Raw genomic sequence first — 15,301 nt, 5'->3', positions numbered from 1 at the left:
AACCTGATGACATCCGACGCTGCCGCAACCGACGTTCGTGCGCTCGCGCGAGACTCGCTGGGTTGTGCTTCGGAGCAGCTTCACAACAACCTCGAACTCGCCGGTGACGGTATCAAGTTCCATCGCAAGCGCAGCCTCGGCGACAGCGTCAGCCCGGTGGCGACGCCGGGCGCCGACAGGGGATATCTGGTCGGCATCGCGATGGGCGACGGGCACCGGCGGCGCATCCTGCACGAACACCACAGCTCGGTGCACGACTTCGATGCCGGCGCCATCTACATCCGCAATTTCATCGATCCCTACCGGGCCGAAATGCAGGGGCCGCTCGACTTCATGCTGATGGAAATATCGCCTGACTTCCTGGAGAGGACCATCGAGGAGCGCTCGGGTGTGCGGGTCCGTTCATTGGAGTGCGTGACAGCCCTGAAAGACCCGGTGCTGATGAACCTGGCGGCCGCGCTGGCGCCGTCGCTGGCCCGTCCGCACGAGGCCAGCGCCCTGTTCGTGGACCAGATGGGCGTGGCCATCGCGACCTATCTGGTCGAGTACTACGGCGGCGGCGCACCGCAGCAGCCGCGCAAGACCCGCACCATGTCGCGCCAGCACGAGGAACGCGCCAAGGAAATGCTTCGCAGCCGGCTGGACGGCAGCCTGTCCATCGCCGACGTGGCCGAGGCCTGCCATTTGTCGCGCAGCTATTTCATCCGGGCGTTCAGGGAAACCACCGGGCTGACGCCGCACCAGTGGCTGATGGCGCAACGCATCGAGCAGGCGCGCGGCATGCTGACCGATCCGGCGCTGACGCTGGCCGAAATCGCCACCCACTGCGGTTTTTCGGATCAAAGCCATTTCACCCGGGCGTTCACCCAGACGACAGGGGTGTCGCCCGGTCAATGGCGCCGACAGGCGACGCCGGGGCAATGGGTTTCGGCGGCGGATCACTGACCGCCATCTCGGGTGTCTCGCCCGGCAGCGCGCCGCGGCAGGGCGTGAAGGCATCCAGCGCCATGCGATAAGTAGGCGTCTGCACATCCAGCAGGCCGAGCAGGGTGGGGTAGAGGTTGTCGTGGGTCAGCGCATCGTTGCGGTGCCGGCGCAGGCAGCCGGTGCCGACGGCGCTGCGGCGGGCCAGTGCGTGGCCCAGCCAGACCACCATCGGCACGTGTTTCTGGGTGTCGGGCGCGAACGCGTAGGGCACGCCGTGCAGGTAGAGGCCGTATTCACCCAGCGATTCGCCGTGGTCGGAGACATACAGCAGGCCCGGTGCATATGCCGTCTGCCTTCCGAGCCAGGCCAGCGTGTCGGCCAGGAAACGGTCGGTCTCGCGGATGGAATTGTCGAAGGCGTTGATCACCGTGTCGTTGGCGCACTGCGCCAGTTCGTGGGTCCGGCACTCGGGACCGAAGCTTTTGGTATCGGCAGCCGACCGGCGGTAGTAGGCGGGCCCGTGGCTGCCCATCTGGTGCATGACCAGCACGACACCCTTCGCACGGCGCACTGCCGGCAGGGCGGCGATGCGTTCGTCCAGGCCAGCCAGCATTAGCCGGTCGAGGCAGTCGCCGTCGCTGCACAGTTGGCCGCGCAGCGCGTCCGCGGGCGCATAGGCCTCGGCGGTCGACACATGGGGCACCCGGTCGCACACGCCCTTGCAGCCGGCCTGGTTGTCGATCCACAGCACGGCCAGGCCTGCGGCCTGCAGCACGTCGAGCAGGTTCTCGTGGTCGGCCTTCTGCGACTCATAACCGGCCTTGCCGAGCGACGAGAACATGCAGGGCACCGAAGCCAGTGTGCTGGTGCCGCAGGAGCGAACATCGCCGAAGCTGACCAGGTCGCCGTGCCTTGCCAACTGCGGATTGGTGTCGCGGCCGTAGCCGTTCAGGGAGAAGTGGTCGGCCCGGGCGGTTTCACCGACCACCATCACCATCATCGGCGGCGGGCCGGATTGCGCATACGTCTGCCCCAGCGCCGCACCGGCGGTGATGGACACCAATGCGCCGGTCTTGCCGCTGCGGAACAGGGGTTTGCCCACCGCCGCGAAGGTCGACAGCACCGGCACCGCAGGGTTGAGCATGAAACGCAGCTCCATGTGGTTGCGCACCAGTGGCGCCAGGGTGCCGTAGATGCCCATCACGCCCCCGGTGGCCAGCACCAGCGAAAGCCCGGTCACCATGCCGTTGGTCGCGATGCGCCGCCAGGCCGATGCCGGCAGCAGGCGCAATTGCAGCAGCCAGGCGGCGGGCAGGCCGGCCACCAGGAGCCACTGCACGACCAGGCCGGGGCTCAGCTGGTCGCGCATTTCGGTGAAGTCGGTCTGCAGCGCGTTGCGCACCATGCCCTGGTCGATCACCGCACCGTAGGCCAGCATCATGTGCTGCACCGTTGCGGCCACCAGCAACAGCAGGATGGTCGCCGGCTTGAAGATCCGCGGCCAGGCCAGCGCCACCAGCAGCGCGGTGGTGATGGCGCCGACCGCCAGCACGATCACCACCAGCGTCAATGCCGTCTGCTGGGGCAGCGAACCCTGCTGCACCAGATGCACCAGCCGGCCCCACAAGGCCAGATTGCCCATCACGGTGAGCCACCCGGCGATCAGCAGGGCGGCGTAGAGATGGGAGCGGGGCGTCGACCAGGCGGTACGCAGGCGGCGAAGTGAGGATTCCAGCATTCCGTGAGCGTAGGGCCCCGCAATGACCCAGCCCTGAATGGTTCGCTCAGGAATCGTTCATCTTGCGCTGTTTCCAGTCGGATTAGTCCGGAAGGCCCAGGGTGCGGAACATGGTCCGGCGGGTATTGGTGAAATGGGGCCTCACCCGGCTGCTCCAGTCGCTGGCGCGCACCGCCAGCCAGGGCGGCGAACCCAGCGTTTCCGGGCTCACGAGGTCATAGCAGGCGAGCGAAAGCGGGCCATGGTCGTGGTTCAGCATGCGGGTCGCGCGGATGCTGCCGGTCACCGCGGCCAGGCCCGGCATGTGTTCGGTGTCGTACCAGCGCAGCAGTTCGTCGCGCCAGCCGTGCTCCGGGTCCATCTCGACCACGTAATGGAAGGCCGGCCGCGCCTGTGCGCTGGCACCGGCCACGTCCAGGGCCTTTTCCAGCCGTGACACCCTCGGCCGGGCGCCCGCCGGCAGTGCCCTGGTGAAAGCCGCCAGCACCCCGTCCAGGTCGGCGATGTCCGGCAGGCAGCGGCCCGGAAGCGCCAGGTAGCCGTAGGCATCGCCCTCGGCTTCCGACCAGGCCATGCGCTGCACCGCGGCACCGGGCCAGGCCTGTGCTGCGGCGTTGCAGGCGCCGATGAAGGCAGCCGATGCTGCGTCGTCCAGGCGGGCCTGCAGCAGCAACAGATCGGTGGGTTGTCGCATGCCGCGCCTCAGTGACCGATGTGCAGCGCCACCAGGAAACGCGACACCATGTTGTAGGCCGCCACGGTGGCGGTGAGATCGACCAGCGACTGGCCCTGGAAGTGCTGCGCAACCCGGGCGAACAACGCATCGGGCACCTCGATGTCGCGGGTCATGGTGTCGGCGTATTCGAGCGCCACCGCCTCGGCAGCGGTCAGTCCCGCATCGGCCGGCAGCATGGCCGAACGCAAGGCTTCGATGGTGGCCTGCGGCACCCCGCCGGCCAGCGCATGCGGCACATGGGCCTCGAACTCGTAGGGTGCGCGGTTCATCACCGCCACCCGCAGGATGATCATCTCGCGCAGGCCGGCCGGCAGGCTGTTGTGGTTGCGCACCGAAGACAGCATCTGTTCCCAGCCCTGCGCCACCGGCGGGCTGTTGAGCAGCACCTGGTAGAGCAGCGAGATGCGGCCGCGTGCGCCCTGGATCTGCGCTTCCAGCGCGGCCAGTTCGGGGCGGGTCGAAGGGGTGACGGCGTCGATTCGCATGGCGTGTCTTTTGCAGGATCAGTCGGGTTTGATGTTCTTGGCCTTGACGACACGCGACCATTTGTCGCTGTCCTTCTTCAGCAGCGCGGCCAGTTCGGCCGGGGTGGACGGCGCGGGTTCGGCACCCGACGCCAGAAGGCGCTTCTGCACGCCTTCGTCGGCCAGGGACCTGCGCAGTGCCGCGCTCACCCGTTCGACGTCGGCGGCCGGCACGCCCTTGCCGGCAAACACCGCATACCAGTTGTCCGAATCCACGCCGGGGATGCCCATTTCGGCAAACGTCTTCACATCGGGCAGCAAGGGGTTGCGTTTGTCCGACGCGATGCCGATGGGTTTCAGTTTGCCGCCCTTGATGAAGGACACCAGCCCCGGGATGTCGCCGAAGAAGCCGTTGACATGGCCGGCGATGACATCGGTGATGGCCGGCGCCGCGCCCTTGTAAGGCACATGCAGCAGCGGCGTCTTCGTGGCGTCGGACAGCAGTTCCATCGCCAGGTGCGGCACGCTGCCGGTGCCGGACGACGCCAGCGTCAGCGGCTGCGTCGACTTGCGGGCAGCGGCCACGAATTCGGCTCCGGTGTTGTAGGGCGCGTTGGCCGGCACCACCAGCACCTCGACGTTGCGGACGATCAGCGACACCGGCTGCAGGTCGCGGTGCATGTCGTAGGCCAGCTTGTCGTAGAGGGCCGGGTTGATGGCCACCGCGCCGACGCTGGTCAGCCACAGCGTGGTGCCGTCGGGTGCTGCATGGGCCACGTATTCGGCGGCGATGGCACCGTTGCCGCCGGCCTTGTTCTCGATGATGACCTGCTGGCTCAGTTCCTTGCCCAATTGTTCGGCCACGGTGCGGGCCACGAAATCGACCGGTCCGCCGGGCGGGAAGGCGACCACCAGGCGGGTGATCCTGCCGCCCTGTGCGGCAGCCATGGGTGATGCGGCCGCCAGGCAGGCAGCGGCAGCCAGCCCGACGAATGCGCGGCGGGCGAGGGATGGGAAAAACATGGTTCTTGTCTCCTTTGAATACTTGTCCGGGCCGCTTCAGCCGCAGCGGACGGACATGCCGCCATCGACCACGATCTCGGTACCGGTGATGAAACGCGCCTCGTCGGACGCCAGGAAAAGCGCTGCCGCGGCGCTGTCCCGGCCGTCACCCATGAAGGGCAGCGGAATGCGCGCCTGGCGCTCGGCCAGCAGCGCCTCGACATCGCCGCCGGCCCGCTGCCCGGCCAGCCGCACCTCGACCATCGGCGTGTGCAACTGCCCCGGCACGACGGTGTTGCAGCGGATGTTGCGGTCGGCGTACTGCACTGCGAGCACCCGCGAGAACTGGATCACCGCCGCCTTGGTCGCCGCATAGGCCACTTGCGCCGCACCGGTCCAGCGGATGCCCGAGGTGCTGGACATGTTGACGATGGCGCCCGAACCCTGGCGCTCCATCAGCGGCAGCACGTGTTTGCAGCCCAGGAACACGCTTTTCAGGTTGTGGTCGACCTGCGCGTCCCACACTTCTTCGGTCATTTCCACCGGACCGCCCCTGGCCGACCCGCCCACGTTGTTGACCAGGACGTCGATGCGGCCGAAACGTTGGGCGCACTGCGCCACGGCCGCCGCGACCGATGCGCTGTCGGTCACGTCGCAAGCTCCGGTCACCAGCATGCCGCCGGCAGCGGCCACCCTTTCCGCGGTCTCCACCAGCCGGGCGGGGTCGCGGTCGGTGGCGAACACCAGCGCGCCTTCTTCGGCAAAACGGACCGCGATGGCCCGGCCGTTGCCCCAGCCCGGGCCGACCGAACCGGCGCCGCTGACAAAGGCCACGCGGCCCTTCAGGCGGCCCGAGGGACGGTAGTTGAAATCGGATGTCTGGTCCATGTCCTGTCTCCTGGGTGCTTTCAGTTCTTTTCTTCGAAGCGATAGAAGGCTGCCGGATTGCTCACCAGCAGCATCTCGCGAAGGCGCTCGTCCGGCGCGATCTCGGGCAGCAGCTCGACCAGCGTCGCGTCGTCCGGCACATGGGTATGGTTGGGATGCGGCCAGTCGGTGCCCCACAGGCAGCGGTCGCCGAAGGACTCCACCAGCCGCCGTGCCAGCGCCACGCCCTGGGCATAGGTGTCGCGGCCGGCGATGCGGTCGACGCCGCTCACCTTCACCCGGAACAGCGGGTTGCGCATCAGCCGGCACAGGGCGGCGAAGTCCGGGTGGTCGGCGCCGAGCGAGGCATCGACGCGGCCCATGTGGTCGATCACCACCGGGACCGCGCTCTGCGCCAGCGCCGCACCCACGGTATGCACCAGCCCGCTTTCGAAATGAACCTGCAGATGCATGCCCAGCGGCGCCAGCCGGCGGGTGAGGGCGACGATGTCTTCCAGCGGCGTGCCCGGCAGGTGCGCCATGAAATTGAAACGTACGCCCCGGAAGCCGGCAGCGGCCAGGCGCGCCAGCTCGGCGTCGGGCACCGTGGCCGGCACCAGCGCGACGCCCAGGTAACGTCCGCCGCCCGCCGCGACCGCGTCTTCCACCACCCGGTTGTCCATGCCGTGCACGGCGGACTGCACGATCACGCAGCGGTCGATGCCCAGCGTGCGGTGCAGGGCGAACAGGCTTTCCCTGGGTGCATCGACCGGCGTGAAACCCCGGCCTTCCGCATACGGAAACCGCGCCGCCGGGCCGAACACATGCACATGGCTATCGCAGGCGAGCAGTGGCGGCCTGAAGCTGGGAACGCGCGGTTGCAGGTCGTAGGTGAGGATGTCTGGCATGGCCGGAATTGTGCGGCGGCAGCGCGCGCTGGACGATAGGCTTGGCAAATAGCAGTTATCCGTAAGATGCATGCCTTTTCTATCTTCTATCGAGGGAAAACATGGACCTCACCCGGCTGCGATACTTCGTCGCGGTGGTCGAGAGCGGCAGCTTCAGCCGCGCCGCCGCCGCGCTGCACCTGTCGCAGCCCGCGCTCAGCCGGCAGGTGCTGCTGCTGGAAGAGGAGGTGGGCCAGCGCCTGCTGGTGCGCAATGGCCGCGGTGCGTCGGCCAATGAAGCCGGCCTGGCGCTGATGGCCCATGCCCGCGGCATCTTCGAACTCGCCGACAAGGCGCGGGCCGACATGCGCGAACGCCAGTCCAGTCCGCGCGGCCAGGTCACCGTCGGCCTGCCGCCGCGGGTCGCGCAGGTGCTGACGGCCGACCTGGTGGAGCGTTTCCGCGCCCAGTACCCCGACGCCACGGTGACCATCGTCGAGTCGCTCAGCATCCGCCTGCGCGAATGGCTGGTGGCCGGCACGCTGGACATGGCGATCCTGTTCGATCCGCCGCCTTCGCCGCAGCTGGCCGAGGAAACCGTGGGCCGCGAACCGCTGCGGCTGTTCGGCCCGCAGCCCCTGCCCAAGCGGCTGCGGCTGGCCGATGTGGCCGGCTTGCCGCTGGTCATGCCCAGCGGTCCAAACGCCTTGCGCCAGTTGCTGGAAAGCCATGCTCGCCCGCGCGGCCTGGTCTTGAACATCGTGGCCGAGGTCGACTCCGTATCGACCGTGCTGTCGCTGGTCGCCAGGGGCGTGGCGCATACCGTGTTGCCGGCCAGCGCACGAGCCTTGTGGAGTTACGAGCAGCCATTGCACGACGCCGCCATCGTGGCGCCGGCCATGCGCAACCGGGTGGTGCTGGCCATCCCGAAAGCCCGGCCCGCGACACGTCCGGCGCGGCTGGCGGCCGGGCTGCTGAAGGCCCTGGCGGTTGCGCAGTACGGCGGATGAACCGGCGTTTTTGCCACCGGCTTGCGCCTGCAATCCGGTGCAGCTCCTACAGCCTGCGGCACTGCCGTCCTGCGCCGGCCCGGCGATGAAGCGGCCTAAGTTTCGTGCTGGATTGCAGCTGCTGCAAAACCAGAACCCTGCCTGGCGCGTATAGCACCGGGAGCGGCAGCGGTCCGACCGGGCTGCTGCCCGACTCACAACCTCTCTCTCGTTTTCCAGGAGACTTTTTCATGAAAAAACTTATTCTTGCAGTCGGTGTCGCAGCCTTGTTGTCGGCCTGTGCCGGTGGCATGAACTCCGGCGGCATGTCCGGGTCGTCGATGGCTTCGAACGCTTCCGTGATGGTGGGCGGAGCGCCGATGTACCCCAACAAGGACATCGTCGACAACGCGGTGAACTCGCGTGACCACACGACGCTGGTCGCCGCCGTCAAGCAGGCAGGCCTGGTCGAGACCCTGAAGGGTCCGGGCCCGTTCACCGTGTTCGCGCCGACCAATGCCGCTTTCAATCTGCTGCCTCCGGCAACTGTCAGCACGCTGATGCAGCCGGTGGCCAAACCCATGCTGGTCAAGGTTCTGACCTACCACGTGGTGGCCGGCCGTCTTGATTCCGCAGCCCTTGCCCAGGCCATCCGTGCCGGTGGCGGCACTGCGACCCTGACCACGGTCGCAGGCGTGCCGCTGCGGGCCCGTATGGACGGCTCCAACATCGTGCTTGTCGACGTACAGGGCGGCACCTCCACGGTGACCACGGCCAACGTCTACCAATCGAATGGCGTGATCCACGTGGTGGACCATGTGCTGATCCCGGGAAATTGATTTTTCGATCGCTGCCGGGGACGACGGCTGTCCGTCGTCCCCGCGTTGCAAAAAAATCAGGAAACCCGTCCCAGCGCCCGCAAGACATTCTCAGCAGTGGCCGGCGCCCGCAACAAGACCTGGGACCGGTCGGAAATCCGACGGGCAGAAGCCACCGCCTCCCGCAAGGCTTCATAAACGGCGATGGCCAGCATAAAGGGAGGCTCCCCCACGGCCTTGCTGCCAAACACGTTGTCTTCCCGATTGGCCTCCGGCCAGAGAGACACATTGAAGTGTTGCGGAATATCCCCCGCGGCTGGAATCTTGTAGGTAGACGGCGCGTGTGTAGCCAAGAACCCCTTGTCGTTCCAGACGAGTTCCTCGGTCGTCAACCACCCCATGCCCTGGACGAACCCGCCCTCGATCTGACCCACGTCGATGGCAGGATTGATGCTGCGGCCCACGTCGTGAAGGATATCGACCTTCAACACCCGGCTTTCACCTGTCAGCGTATCGATCGCCACCTCGCAGGCAGCCGCCCCGTAAGAGAAATAATAAAAAGGCCGGCCCGTCAGGGTTGTCTTGTCGTAATGGATCTTCGGCGTCCGGTAAAACCCGTCGCTCCATAACTGCACCCGGTTGGCATACGCCATCCCGACACACTCGGCAAACGACCGGGAGCGAGAAGGCGTATCCACCCGCCCTGCGAAAAACCGCACATCCCCCGCATTGCAGGCATCCATGCCCCCAATGAAAGCGGCCAGGTTATCCCGCACATGCCGCGCGGCGAATTGCGCAGCCCGGCCGTTCAAGTCGGTGCCGCTGGAAGCAGCAGTGGCAGAAGCATTCGGCACCTTGCTGGTATCGCTCGCCGTCATGCGTACGTCGGAGAAAGATACCCCCAGTTCATCCGCCACGATCTGCGCGATCTTGGTGTGCAAACCCTGGCCCATCTCGGTTCCGCCGTGGTTCACCTGAACGCTGCCGTCGGTATAGACATGCACCAGCGCACCGGCCTGGTTGAACAAGGTGGCGGTAAATGAAATGCCGAACTTCACCGGAGTAATCGACAGGCCGCGTTTGACGATGGGGCTGTTGTCGTTCCAAACGTCGATCTCGGCGCGCCGCCGCCGGTAATCACAACCCGCCTCCAGCGTCTCCAGCAGGGGATGCAGGATGTTGTCCTCGACCGTCATCTGGTAATGGGTGACGTTGCGTTCGGTCACCCCGTACAGGTTGCGCCGCCGCACGTCCAGCGGATCGATGCCCAGGTGGCGCGCGATGTCGCCCAATATTGCCTCGATGACGATCACGCCCTGCGGACCTCCGAATCCGCGGTAGGCCGTGTGGCTCTGGGTATTCGTCCTGCAGCGGTAGGACCGCACCACCACGTCCGACAGGTAATAGGCGTTGTCGGCATGGAAGATGGCCCGGTCGGCCACCGGGCCTGACAGGTCGGCCGAAAAACCGCAGTCGGCCAGCATGGTCAGGTCGAGCGCGGTCAGCAGGCCGTCGGCGTCGAAACCCGCCACCCAGTCGTAGTCGAAGGGGTGGCGTTTGCCGGTGACCATGAAGTCGTCGTCCCGGTCGAGCCGAAGCTTCACCGGGCAACCGGTCTTGCGGGCGGCCAGCGCGGCCCACACGGCAAGGTGGCCGGCCTGGGTTTCCTTGCCGCCGAAACCGCCGCCCATGCGCCGGCATTCCACCTTCACCGCATTGTTCGAGATGCCCAGCGCATGCGCTACCCAGTGCTGCACCTCGCCGGGATGCTGGGTGCTGGAATGAATCCACCACTGGTCCTGCTCCAGCGGCAGGGCGTAGGCGATCTGGCCTTCCAGGTAGAAGTGCTCCTGGCCGCCGACCTGCAGGCTGCCGGTCAGCATGTGGCGGGCCCTGGGCATGGCGGCGGCGGCATCTCCACGCGACACGGTGACCGGTGGCAGCACATAGCTGCCGGCGGCATGGGCCTGGCGCGGGGTGAGCACGGCGGGCAGGGCTTCGATGTCCAGCACCACCTTGCGGGCGGCGCGCCGGGCTTCCAGCGCGGTGCGGGCCACGACCACGCCGATCACCTGGCCGATGTGCTGCACGGTGTCGAAGGCAAAAACCGGTTCGTCGTGGGCGAAGGCCGCCAGCATCTTGTCGCCGGTGACGTCCTGGTGCAGCACCACGTCGACCACCCCCGGCAGGGCCAGCGCGGCCGATGCGTCCACGCCGCGCAGCTTGCCGTGGGCGACGTTCGACAGGATGGGCGCGGCATGCAGGGTGCCGCGCACTTCGGCGATGTCGTCGATGTAGGTGGCGGCGCCGGCCACCTGGGCGCGGGCGCTTTCGTGGGCCTGCGACGTACCGGCCGAAAGGGCCTGCACCACGCCGGCCAGCGGGGCGTCGCCGGCTTCGCGCGGCAGGGTGGCGTCGGCGCGGTCGGCCACCGCGTCGGCTGCGATCACACGCGGGTCGGCTTCTGCATCGCGGCTGACCGGAGGCTGCGGGTCGCGGGTGTTCATGCTGCGGTCTCCAGGATGTCGATGCTGGCGAGGCTGGTGCCGCGCTCGCCCTGGCTTTCGCGCCAGAAACGCTGCAGCAGATTGCCCAGCAGCACGCTGCGGTAGGCGCTGCTGGCGCGCATGTCCGATATGGGCTTGAACTGGGCTTGCAGTGCTTCGCCCGCAGCGCGGGCCGCGGATTCGGACCAGTGCTGGCCGAACACGGCGGCTTCGGCTTCGGTGGCCCGCGCAGGCGTTGCGGCCACGCCGCCGGCACCGATGGAGATGTGCTGCACCGTGCCGTCGCGCAGCAGCACCATGCGGATCACGAGGCAGACGGCGCTGATGTCGTCGTCCTGTCGCTTGCTGATCTTGTAGGCCCGGAGAAACTCGTTTTCGCGCACCGGCGGCACGTCGATGAAGGCCACGATCTCGTCGGGCGCGATGACGTTCTGGCGGTAGCCGGTGTAAAGCGATTCGAGCGGCAGGCTCCGGGTGCCACGCACGCTGGCCAGCACCACCTGGGCGTCGAGGGCGATCAGCAGCGGCATCGAGTCGCCGATGGGTGAGCCGTTGGCGACGTTGCCGCCCAGCGTGCCCGAATTGCGCACCGGCAGGCCGGCAAAACGCGCGGCAAAGGCCCGCAGTTGCGGACGGTTCTCGCACAGGGCGGCATAGGCTTCCTGCAGCGTGACGGCGGCGCCGATGCGCCTGCCTCCGTCGGGCAGTGCGCCGACCTGGCGAAGCTCGGCGGCGCGAGTCACGTCCAGTACCTGGGCGAATTGGCGATGCTGTTTGGTGATCCACAAACCCACGTCGGTGCAGCCTGCGACCAGTTGGGCCTGCGGCCGGTCGGCGCGGGCCCGCAGCAAGGCGGCCAGGGTGCCTGGCGCCTGGTAGCCGTCGGGTTCCTGTGGCGCGGATTCCAGTGCGTGGAGCTGGGCCAACAGGGCGGATTCATCAATCACCATGCGGGGCAGTTTTTCCATTTGCTGCGCGGCGTCGAAGATCGGCCGATAGCCGGTGCAGCGGCACAGGTTGCCGGACAGGTCTTCCTGCGCCATTGCACGGTCGACCGACTGGCCCTGGCAGACCCGGTTCTGGTACATGCCGAACAGGCTCATGACAAAACCCGGCGTGCAGAAGCCGCATTGCGATCCGTGGCAGGCGACCATCGCCTCTTGCGCCGGGTGCAGGGTGTCCGCCGCGGCGACCGGTGCGTCGGCGGCGGGCTGGATCAGCGGGTCGCGGGCCAGGTCTTCCACGGTCCACAGCGCCATTCCGTCGATCGAATGCGCCAGCCGGATGCAGCTGTTGATTGCGCGGTAACGGACGCCGGGCCGGCCGTCTGCTCCGCTGCAGCTTTCGCCCAGCACCACGGTGCAGGCCCCGCAATCGCCTTCGCCGCAGCCTTCCTTGGTGCCGGTGTGGTGCAGGTCCTCGCGCAGCAGGTCGAGCAGCGTGCGGTCGGGCGGAACGTCGTGCAGCATCACCCGTTTGCCGCGGCGGATGAACTGGAGGGGGCGCGTGGTCGTCATGCGGTGTGGCTCTCGGGCTCGTGTTGGTGGGATGCTGGCATGCCGGAGGTTAGCGGGCCGGCATGACCCGGTCATAAGGCGGCGGGTATGGTCCCTATATGCAGAAACCGCACCGATATACTGCGCCGCCCGACCCGTACGGGAACCCACCGCAAGCGTGATGCCACCTACCGTCGCCCCCCGAAAAAAAACGCCGCCCGCCGGGCCGATGGTGACGCTCGACCAGTCGGTTTACGACACCCTGTTCGACGAGGTGATGCACGGCCGGCTGAAACCGGGCGAAAAGCTGGGCGAGGCCGCCTTGTGCGAACGTTTCGGCGTCAGCCGGACGGTGGTGCGGCAGGCGCTGCACCGGCTGGCCGAACAGCGGGTGGTCGACATCGTGGCCAACAAGGGTGCGGCGGTGGCCATGCCCGGTCCGCAGGAGACCCGCGACATCTTCGCCGCCCGCCGTGTGGTCGAGGCCGGCATCGTCCGGGCCGTGGCGCAGCGCATCAGCCATGGCGAGGTCGACCGGCTCAAACAGCGCCTGCGGGCCGAACACGAAGCCCTGCACCGGCAGGACCATGGCCGCTGGGTGGCTCTGGCCGGCGGCTTCCATTTGGCGCTGGCCGAGCTGTCGGGCAACCGCGAACTGCAACGCATCCTGACCGAGCTGATGACCCGTTGTTCACTCATCGTGGCAATGTACGAAACGCCCGGCGACGCCACCTGCGAACACGAGGAACACGAGCAGCTGGTGGACCTGCTGGCGCTGCGCGACGGCGAACGTGCCGTCGAGATCATGGACCGACATTTGTCGGCACTCGAAGCCCGGCTGCGGCTTCCCGAAACCTCTTCCTGAAAACCGATGGCGGCTGCGTCGTTGTGGTGCGCTGCGCCACGACGGTGCGATGGTATGCGCCATTGTGGACGGTTTCTGCTCGTCTAAAAAAATGTATACAAATACGTTTTTATTGAAATATTAAACAGAATCAATGAATTGAACGTTTTTGGAAGTTGGCATGGACGATGCATGTATACAAAATTACCCACTCGATCGAGTCCACGCCATGCAACGTCGCCATCTGCTCGCCTCCGCCCTGTCGTCTGCCGCCACAGCCCTGCCTTTCGCCAGCCGCGCCGGCACGCCGGCCCGGCCGCTGAAGATCGGTTTTGTGTATTCCGGCCCGGTGTCCGATGTCGGCTGGACCTTCCAGCACGACCTGGGCCGCAGGATGGTCGAGAAGGAATTCGGCGCGCAGGTCAAGACCGTGTTCGTCGAAAGCGTGCCCGAGGGGCCTGACGCCGAGCGTGTGATCCGCGACCTGGCCGGCGACGGCTGCAACATGGTCTTCACGACTTCTTTCGGTTTCATGGAGCCGACCATCCGCGTGGCGCCGGACTTTCCGGATGTCGCATTCGAGCATTGCTCGGGCTACAAGATGGCGAAGAACGTCGGCATCTACCAGACCCGTTTCTATGAAGGCGCCTACCTGCTGGGCACCGTCGCCGGCCGGCTCACCAGGAGCAATGTGCTGGGCTACGTGGCGCCGTTTCCCATCCCGGAAGTCATCCGCAACCTGGATGCCTTCGTGCTGGGCGCCCGCAGCGTCAACCCCAAGGTGACTGCGAGGGTGGTGTGGATCAGCAGCTGGTTCGACCCGGCGCGTGAACGCGAGGCAGCGCAGGCGCTGATCAACCAGGGTGCCGACACCTTCTATCAAAATACCGACTCGCCAGCGGTGGTGCAGCTGGCCGAAAGCAAGGGCCTGACAGCCTTTGGCCAGGACTCGGACATGAGCCGTTTCGGCCCCAGGGCGCACCCCACCGGCAACGTGCTGAACTGGGGTGTGTATTACGTCGCCAAGGTGCGCCAGCGGCTGGCCGGCCAGTGGAAGGCCGAAGACACCAAGTGGGGCATGAAGGAAGGCATCGTCCAGCTGGCACCGTTCAATGCCAACCTGCCGAAGGACATCGTCGCTGCGGTGGAGAAACAGAAGGCCGCCATCGTCGCCGGCAGCCTGCTGCCCTTCGCCGGCCCGATCGCCGATCAGGCAGGAAAGTTGCGGGTGCCGGCTGGACAGTCCCTTTCCGAAGACGAGCTGTGGAAGATGAAGTTCTACGTCGCCGGCATTGTCGGATCGCAACCCTGAACCCCCTGCACGGCAGGCACAAAACGCATGGATATCGACTTCTCGGGCATCGACGCCTACACCCGCTACAAGCTGATGGCCAGCCTGATCGTGCCGCGGCCGGTGGCGCTGATCACCACGCTGGGCGAGGACGGAACGGTCAACGCCGCGCCCTTCAGCATGTTCAACATGGTCGGCGAAGACCCGCCGGTGGTGATGGTCAGCATCAACCGGCTGCACCACGGCCGCATGAAGGACACGGCGGCCAACATCCTGCGGACGAAGGAATTCGTCGTGCACCTGACCGACGAGGCCATGACCGCACGCATGGATGCCTGCGCCGCCGAGTTGCCGGTGCACGAAAGCGAGCTGGACCACGCCGGGCTGACGGCGGTGCCCTCGCGAAGCATCGCGCCGCCGCGCATCGCCGAAGCGCCGGTGGCCTTCGAATGCGTGCTTCACGAAGTGATGCATACCGACAGCCGTTACGTGTTCATCGGCAAGGTGTTGTGGCTTGCCGCACGCGACGGCCTGGTCGACACCGATGCCTGGCGGGTCAACCTGAAGGACTACCGGCCGGTCGGGCGTTTCGGCGCGAGCTTCTATGTGAAGACCAACGAACGGTTTGCGGTGACCGATGCCGATGACGCGTCGTCCGTCCCCGGTTTCGGCGACGCCGCCGATGCCGCTGCCGCTGCCGCTGCCCGCTCCACCCCCATCGACGAGATCTGAACC

14 protein-coding genes are annotated in these 15,301 nt (G+C 66.9%); 6 read left to right on the top strand and 8 right to left on the bottom strand.

Annotated features, from left to right (window positions below; genetic code table 11):
- Nucleotides 1–6 precede the first annotated feature (6 nt).
- Nucleotides 7–945, top strand: a complete 939-nt coding sequence (locus tag AC3ANW_RS16065; protein ID WP_488341849.1) for a helix-turn-helix transcriptional regulator — start codon at nt 7–9, stop codon at nt 943–945.
- On the opposite strand, the gene AC3ANW_RS16060 is transcribed toward AC3ANW_RS16065, so the two are convergent.
- From AC3ANW_RS16060 to AC3ANW_RS16035, 6 genes are all read right to left on the bottom strand, one after another.
- The gene (locus AC3ANW_RS16060; RefSeq protein WP_488341848.1) at nt 863–2,665 is read right to left on the bottom strand and encodes a phosphoethanolamine transferase; all 1,803 of its coding nucleotides are present in this window, start codon (nt 2,663–2,665) and stop codon (nt 863–865) included. The genes AC3ANW_RS16065 and AC3ANW_RS16060 overlap by 83 nt on opposite strands.
- Nucleotides 2,666–2,747: 82 nt before the next feature.
- Entirely contained in the window at nt 2,748–3,359 is a 612-nt protein-coding gene (locus AC3ANW_RS16055; RefSeq protein ID WP_488341847.1) for a hypothetical protein, read from the bottom strand.
- A gap of 8 nt (nt 3,360–3,367) precedes the next feature.
- Nucleotides 3,368–3,886, bottom strand: coding sequence for a carboxymuconolactone decarboxylase family protein (locus AC3ANW_RS16050; RefSeq protein ID WP_488341846.1), 519 nt, complete (start codon nt 3,884–3,886; stop codon nt 3,368–3,370).
- Nucleotides 3,887–3,904: 18 nt separating this feature from the next.
- Entirely contained in the window at nt 3,905–4,888 is a 984-nt protein-coding gene (locus AC3ANW_RS16045) for a Bug family tripartite tricarboxylate transporter substrate binding protein (protein ID WP_488341845.1), read from the bottom strand.
- A gap of 36 nt (nt 4,889–4,924) precedes the next feature.
- Nucleotides 4,925–5,755: an SDR family NAD(P)-dependent oxidoreductase gene (locus tag AC3ANW_RS16040; RefSeq protein WP_488341844.1), complete on the bottom strand. Its 831-nt coding sequence runs from the start codon at nt 5,753–5,755 to the stop codon at nt 4,925–4,927.
- A gap of 20 nt (nt 5,756–5,775) precedes the next feature.
- Nucleotides 5,776–6,642 (bottom strand): amidohydrolase family protein, encoded by an 867-nt coding sequence (locus AC3ANW_RS16035; protein WP_488341843.1) that lies wholly within the window; start codon nt 6,640–6,642, stop codon nt 5,776–5,778.
- A 101-nt stretch (nt 6,643–6,743) separates the two neighbouring features.
- Here AC3ANW_RS16035 and AC3ANW_RS16030 point away from each other — a divergent pair, with 101 nt between their 5' ends.
- Together AC3ANW_RS16030 and AC3ANW_RS16025 are read left to right on the top strand one after the other, a co-directional pair.
- The gene (locus tag AC3ANW_RS16030; protein WP_488341842.1) at nt 6,744–7,631 is read left to right on the top strand and encodes a LysR substrate-binding domain-containing protein; all 888 of its coding nucleotides are present in this window, start codon (nt 6,744–6,746) and stop codon (nt 7,629–7,631) included.
- A gap of 230 nt (nt 7,632–7,861) precedes the next feature.
- Nucleotides 7,862–8,449: a fasciclin domain-containing protein gene (locus AC3ANW_RS16025; protein ID WP_488341841.1), complete on the top strand. Its 588-nt coding sequence runs from the start codon at nt 7,862–7,864 to the stop codon at nt 8,447–8,449.
- A gap of 56 nt (nt 8,450–8,505) precedes the next feature.
- On the opposite strand, the gene xdhB is transcribed toward AC3ANW_RS16025, so the two are convergent.
- Both xdhB and xdhA read right to left on the bottom strand, forming a co-directional pair.
- Nucleotides 8,506–10,935: a xanthine dehydrogenase molybdopterin binding subunit gene (xdhB, locus tag AC3ANW_RS16020; RefSeq protein ID WP_488341840.1), complete on the bottom strand. Its 2,430-nt coding sequence runs from the start codon at nt 10,933–10,935 to the stop codon at nt 8,506–8,508.
- On the bottom strand, nt 10,932–12,452 hold the full coding sequence (xdhA, locus tag AC3ANW_RS16015; RefSeq protein ID WP_488341839.1) for a xanthine dehydrogenase small subunit: 1,521 nt from the start codon (nt 12,450–12,452) through the stop codon (nt 10,932–10,934). The genes xdhB and xdhA overlap by 4 nt, the downstream gene beginning before the upstream one ends.
- A 160-nt stretch (nt 12,453–12,612) precedes the next feature.
- On the opposite strand from xdhA, the gene AC3ANW_RS16010 reads away from it, so the two are divergent.
- From AC3ANW_RS16010 to AC3ANW_RS16000, 3 genes are all read left to right on the top strand, one after another.
- Nucleotides 12,613–13,296, top strand: coding sequence for a GntR family transcriptional regulator (locus tag AC3ANW_RS16010; protein ID WP_488341838.1), 684 nt, complete (start codon nt 12,613–12,615; stop codon nt 13,294–13,296).
- 208 nt (nt 13,297–13,504) lie between these two features.
- Nucleotides 13,505–14,587, top strand: a complete 1,083-nt coding sequence (locus AC3ANW_RS16005) for a BMP family ABC transporter substrate-binding protein (RefSeq protein WP_488341837.1) — start codon at nt 13,505–13,507, stop codon at nt 14,585–14,587.
- 27 nt (nt 14,588–14,614) lie between these two features.
- On the top strand, nt 14,615–15,298 hold the full coding sequence (locus AC3ANW_RS16000) for a flavin reductase family protein (RefSeq protein WP_488341836.1): 684 nt from the start codon (nt 14,615–14,617) through the stop codon (nt 15,296–15,298).
- Nucleotides 15,299–15,301: the final 3 nt, after the last annotated feature.

The organism is Xylophilus sp. PBN-3R (genome assembly GCF_057747805.1).
Note: the sequence above shows the minus strand (reverse complement) of the source record. Positions and strands in the feature narration are given on the sequence as shown.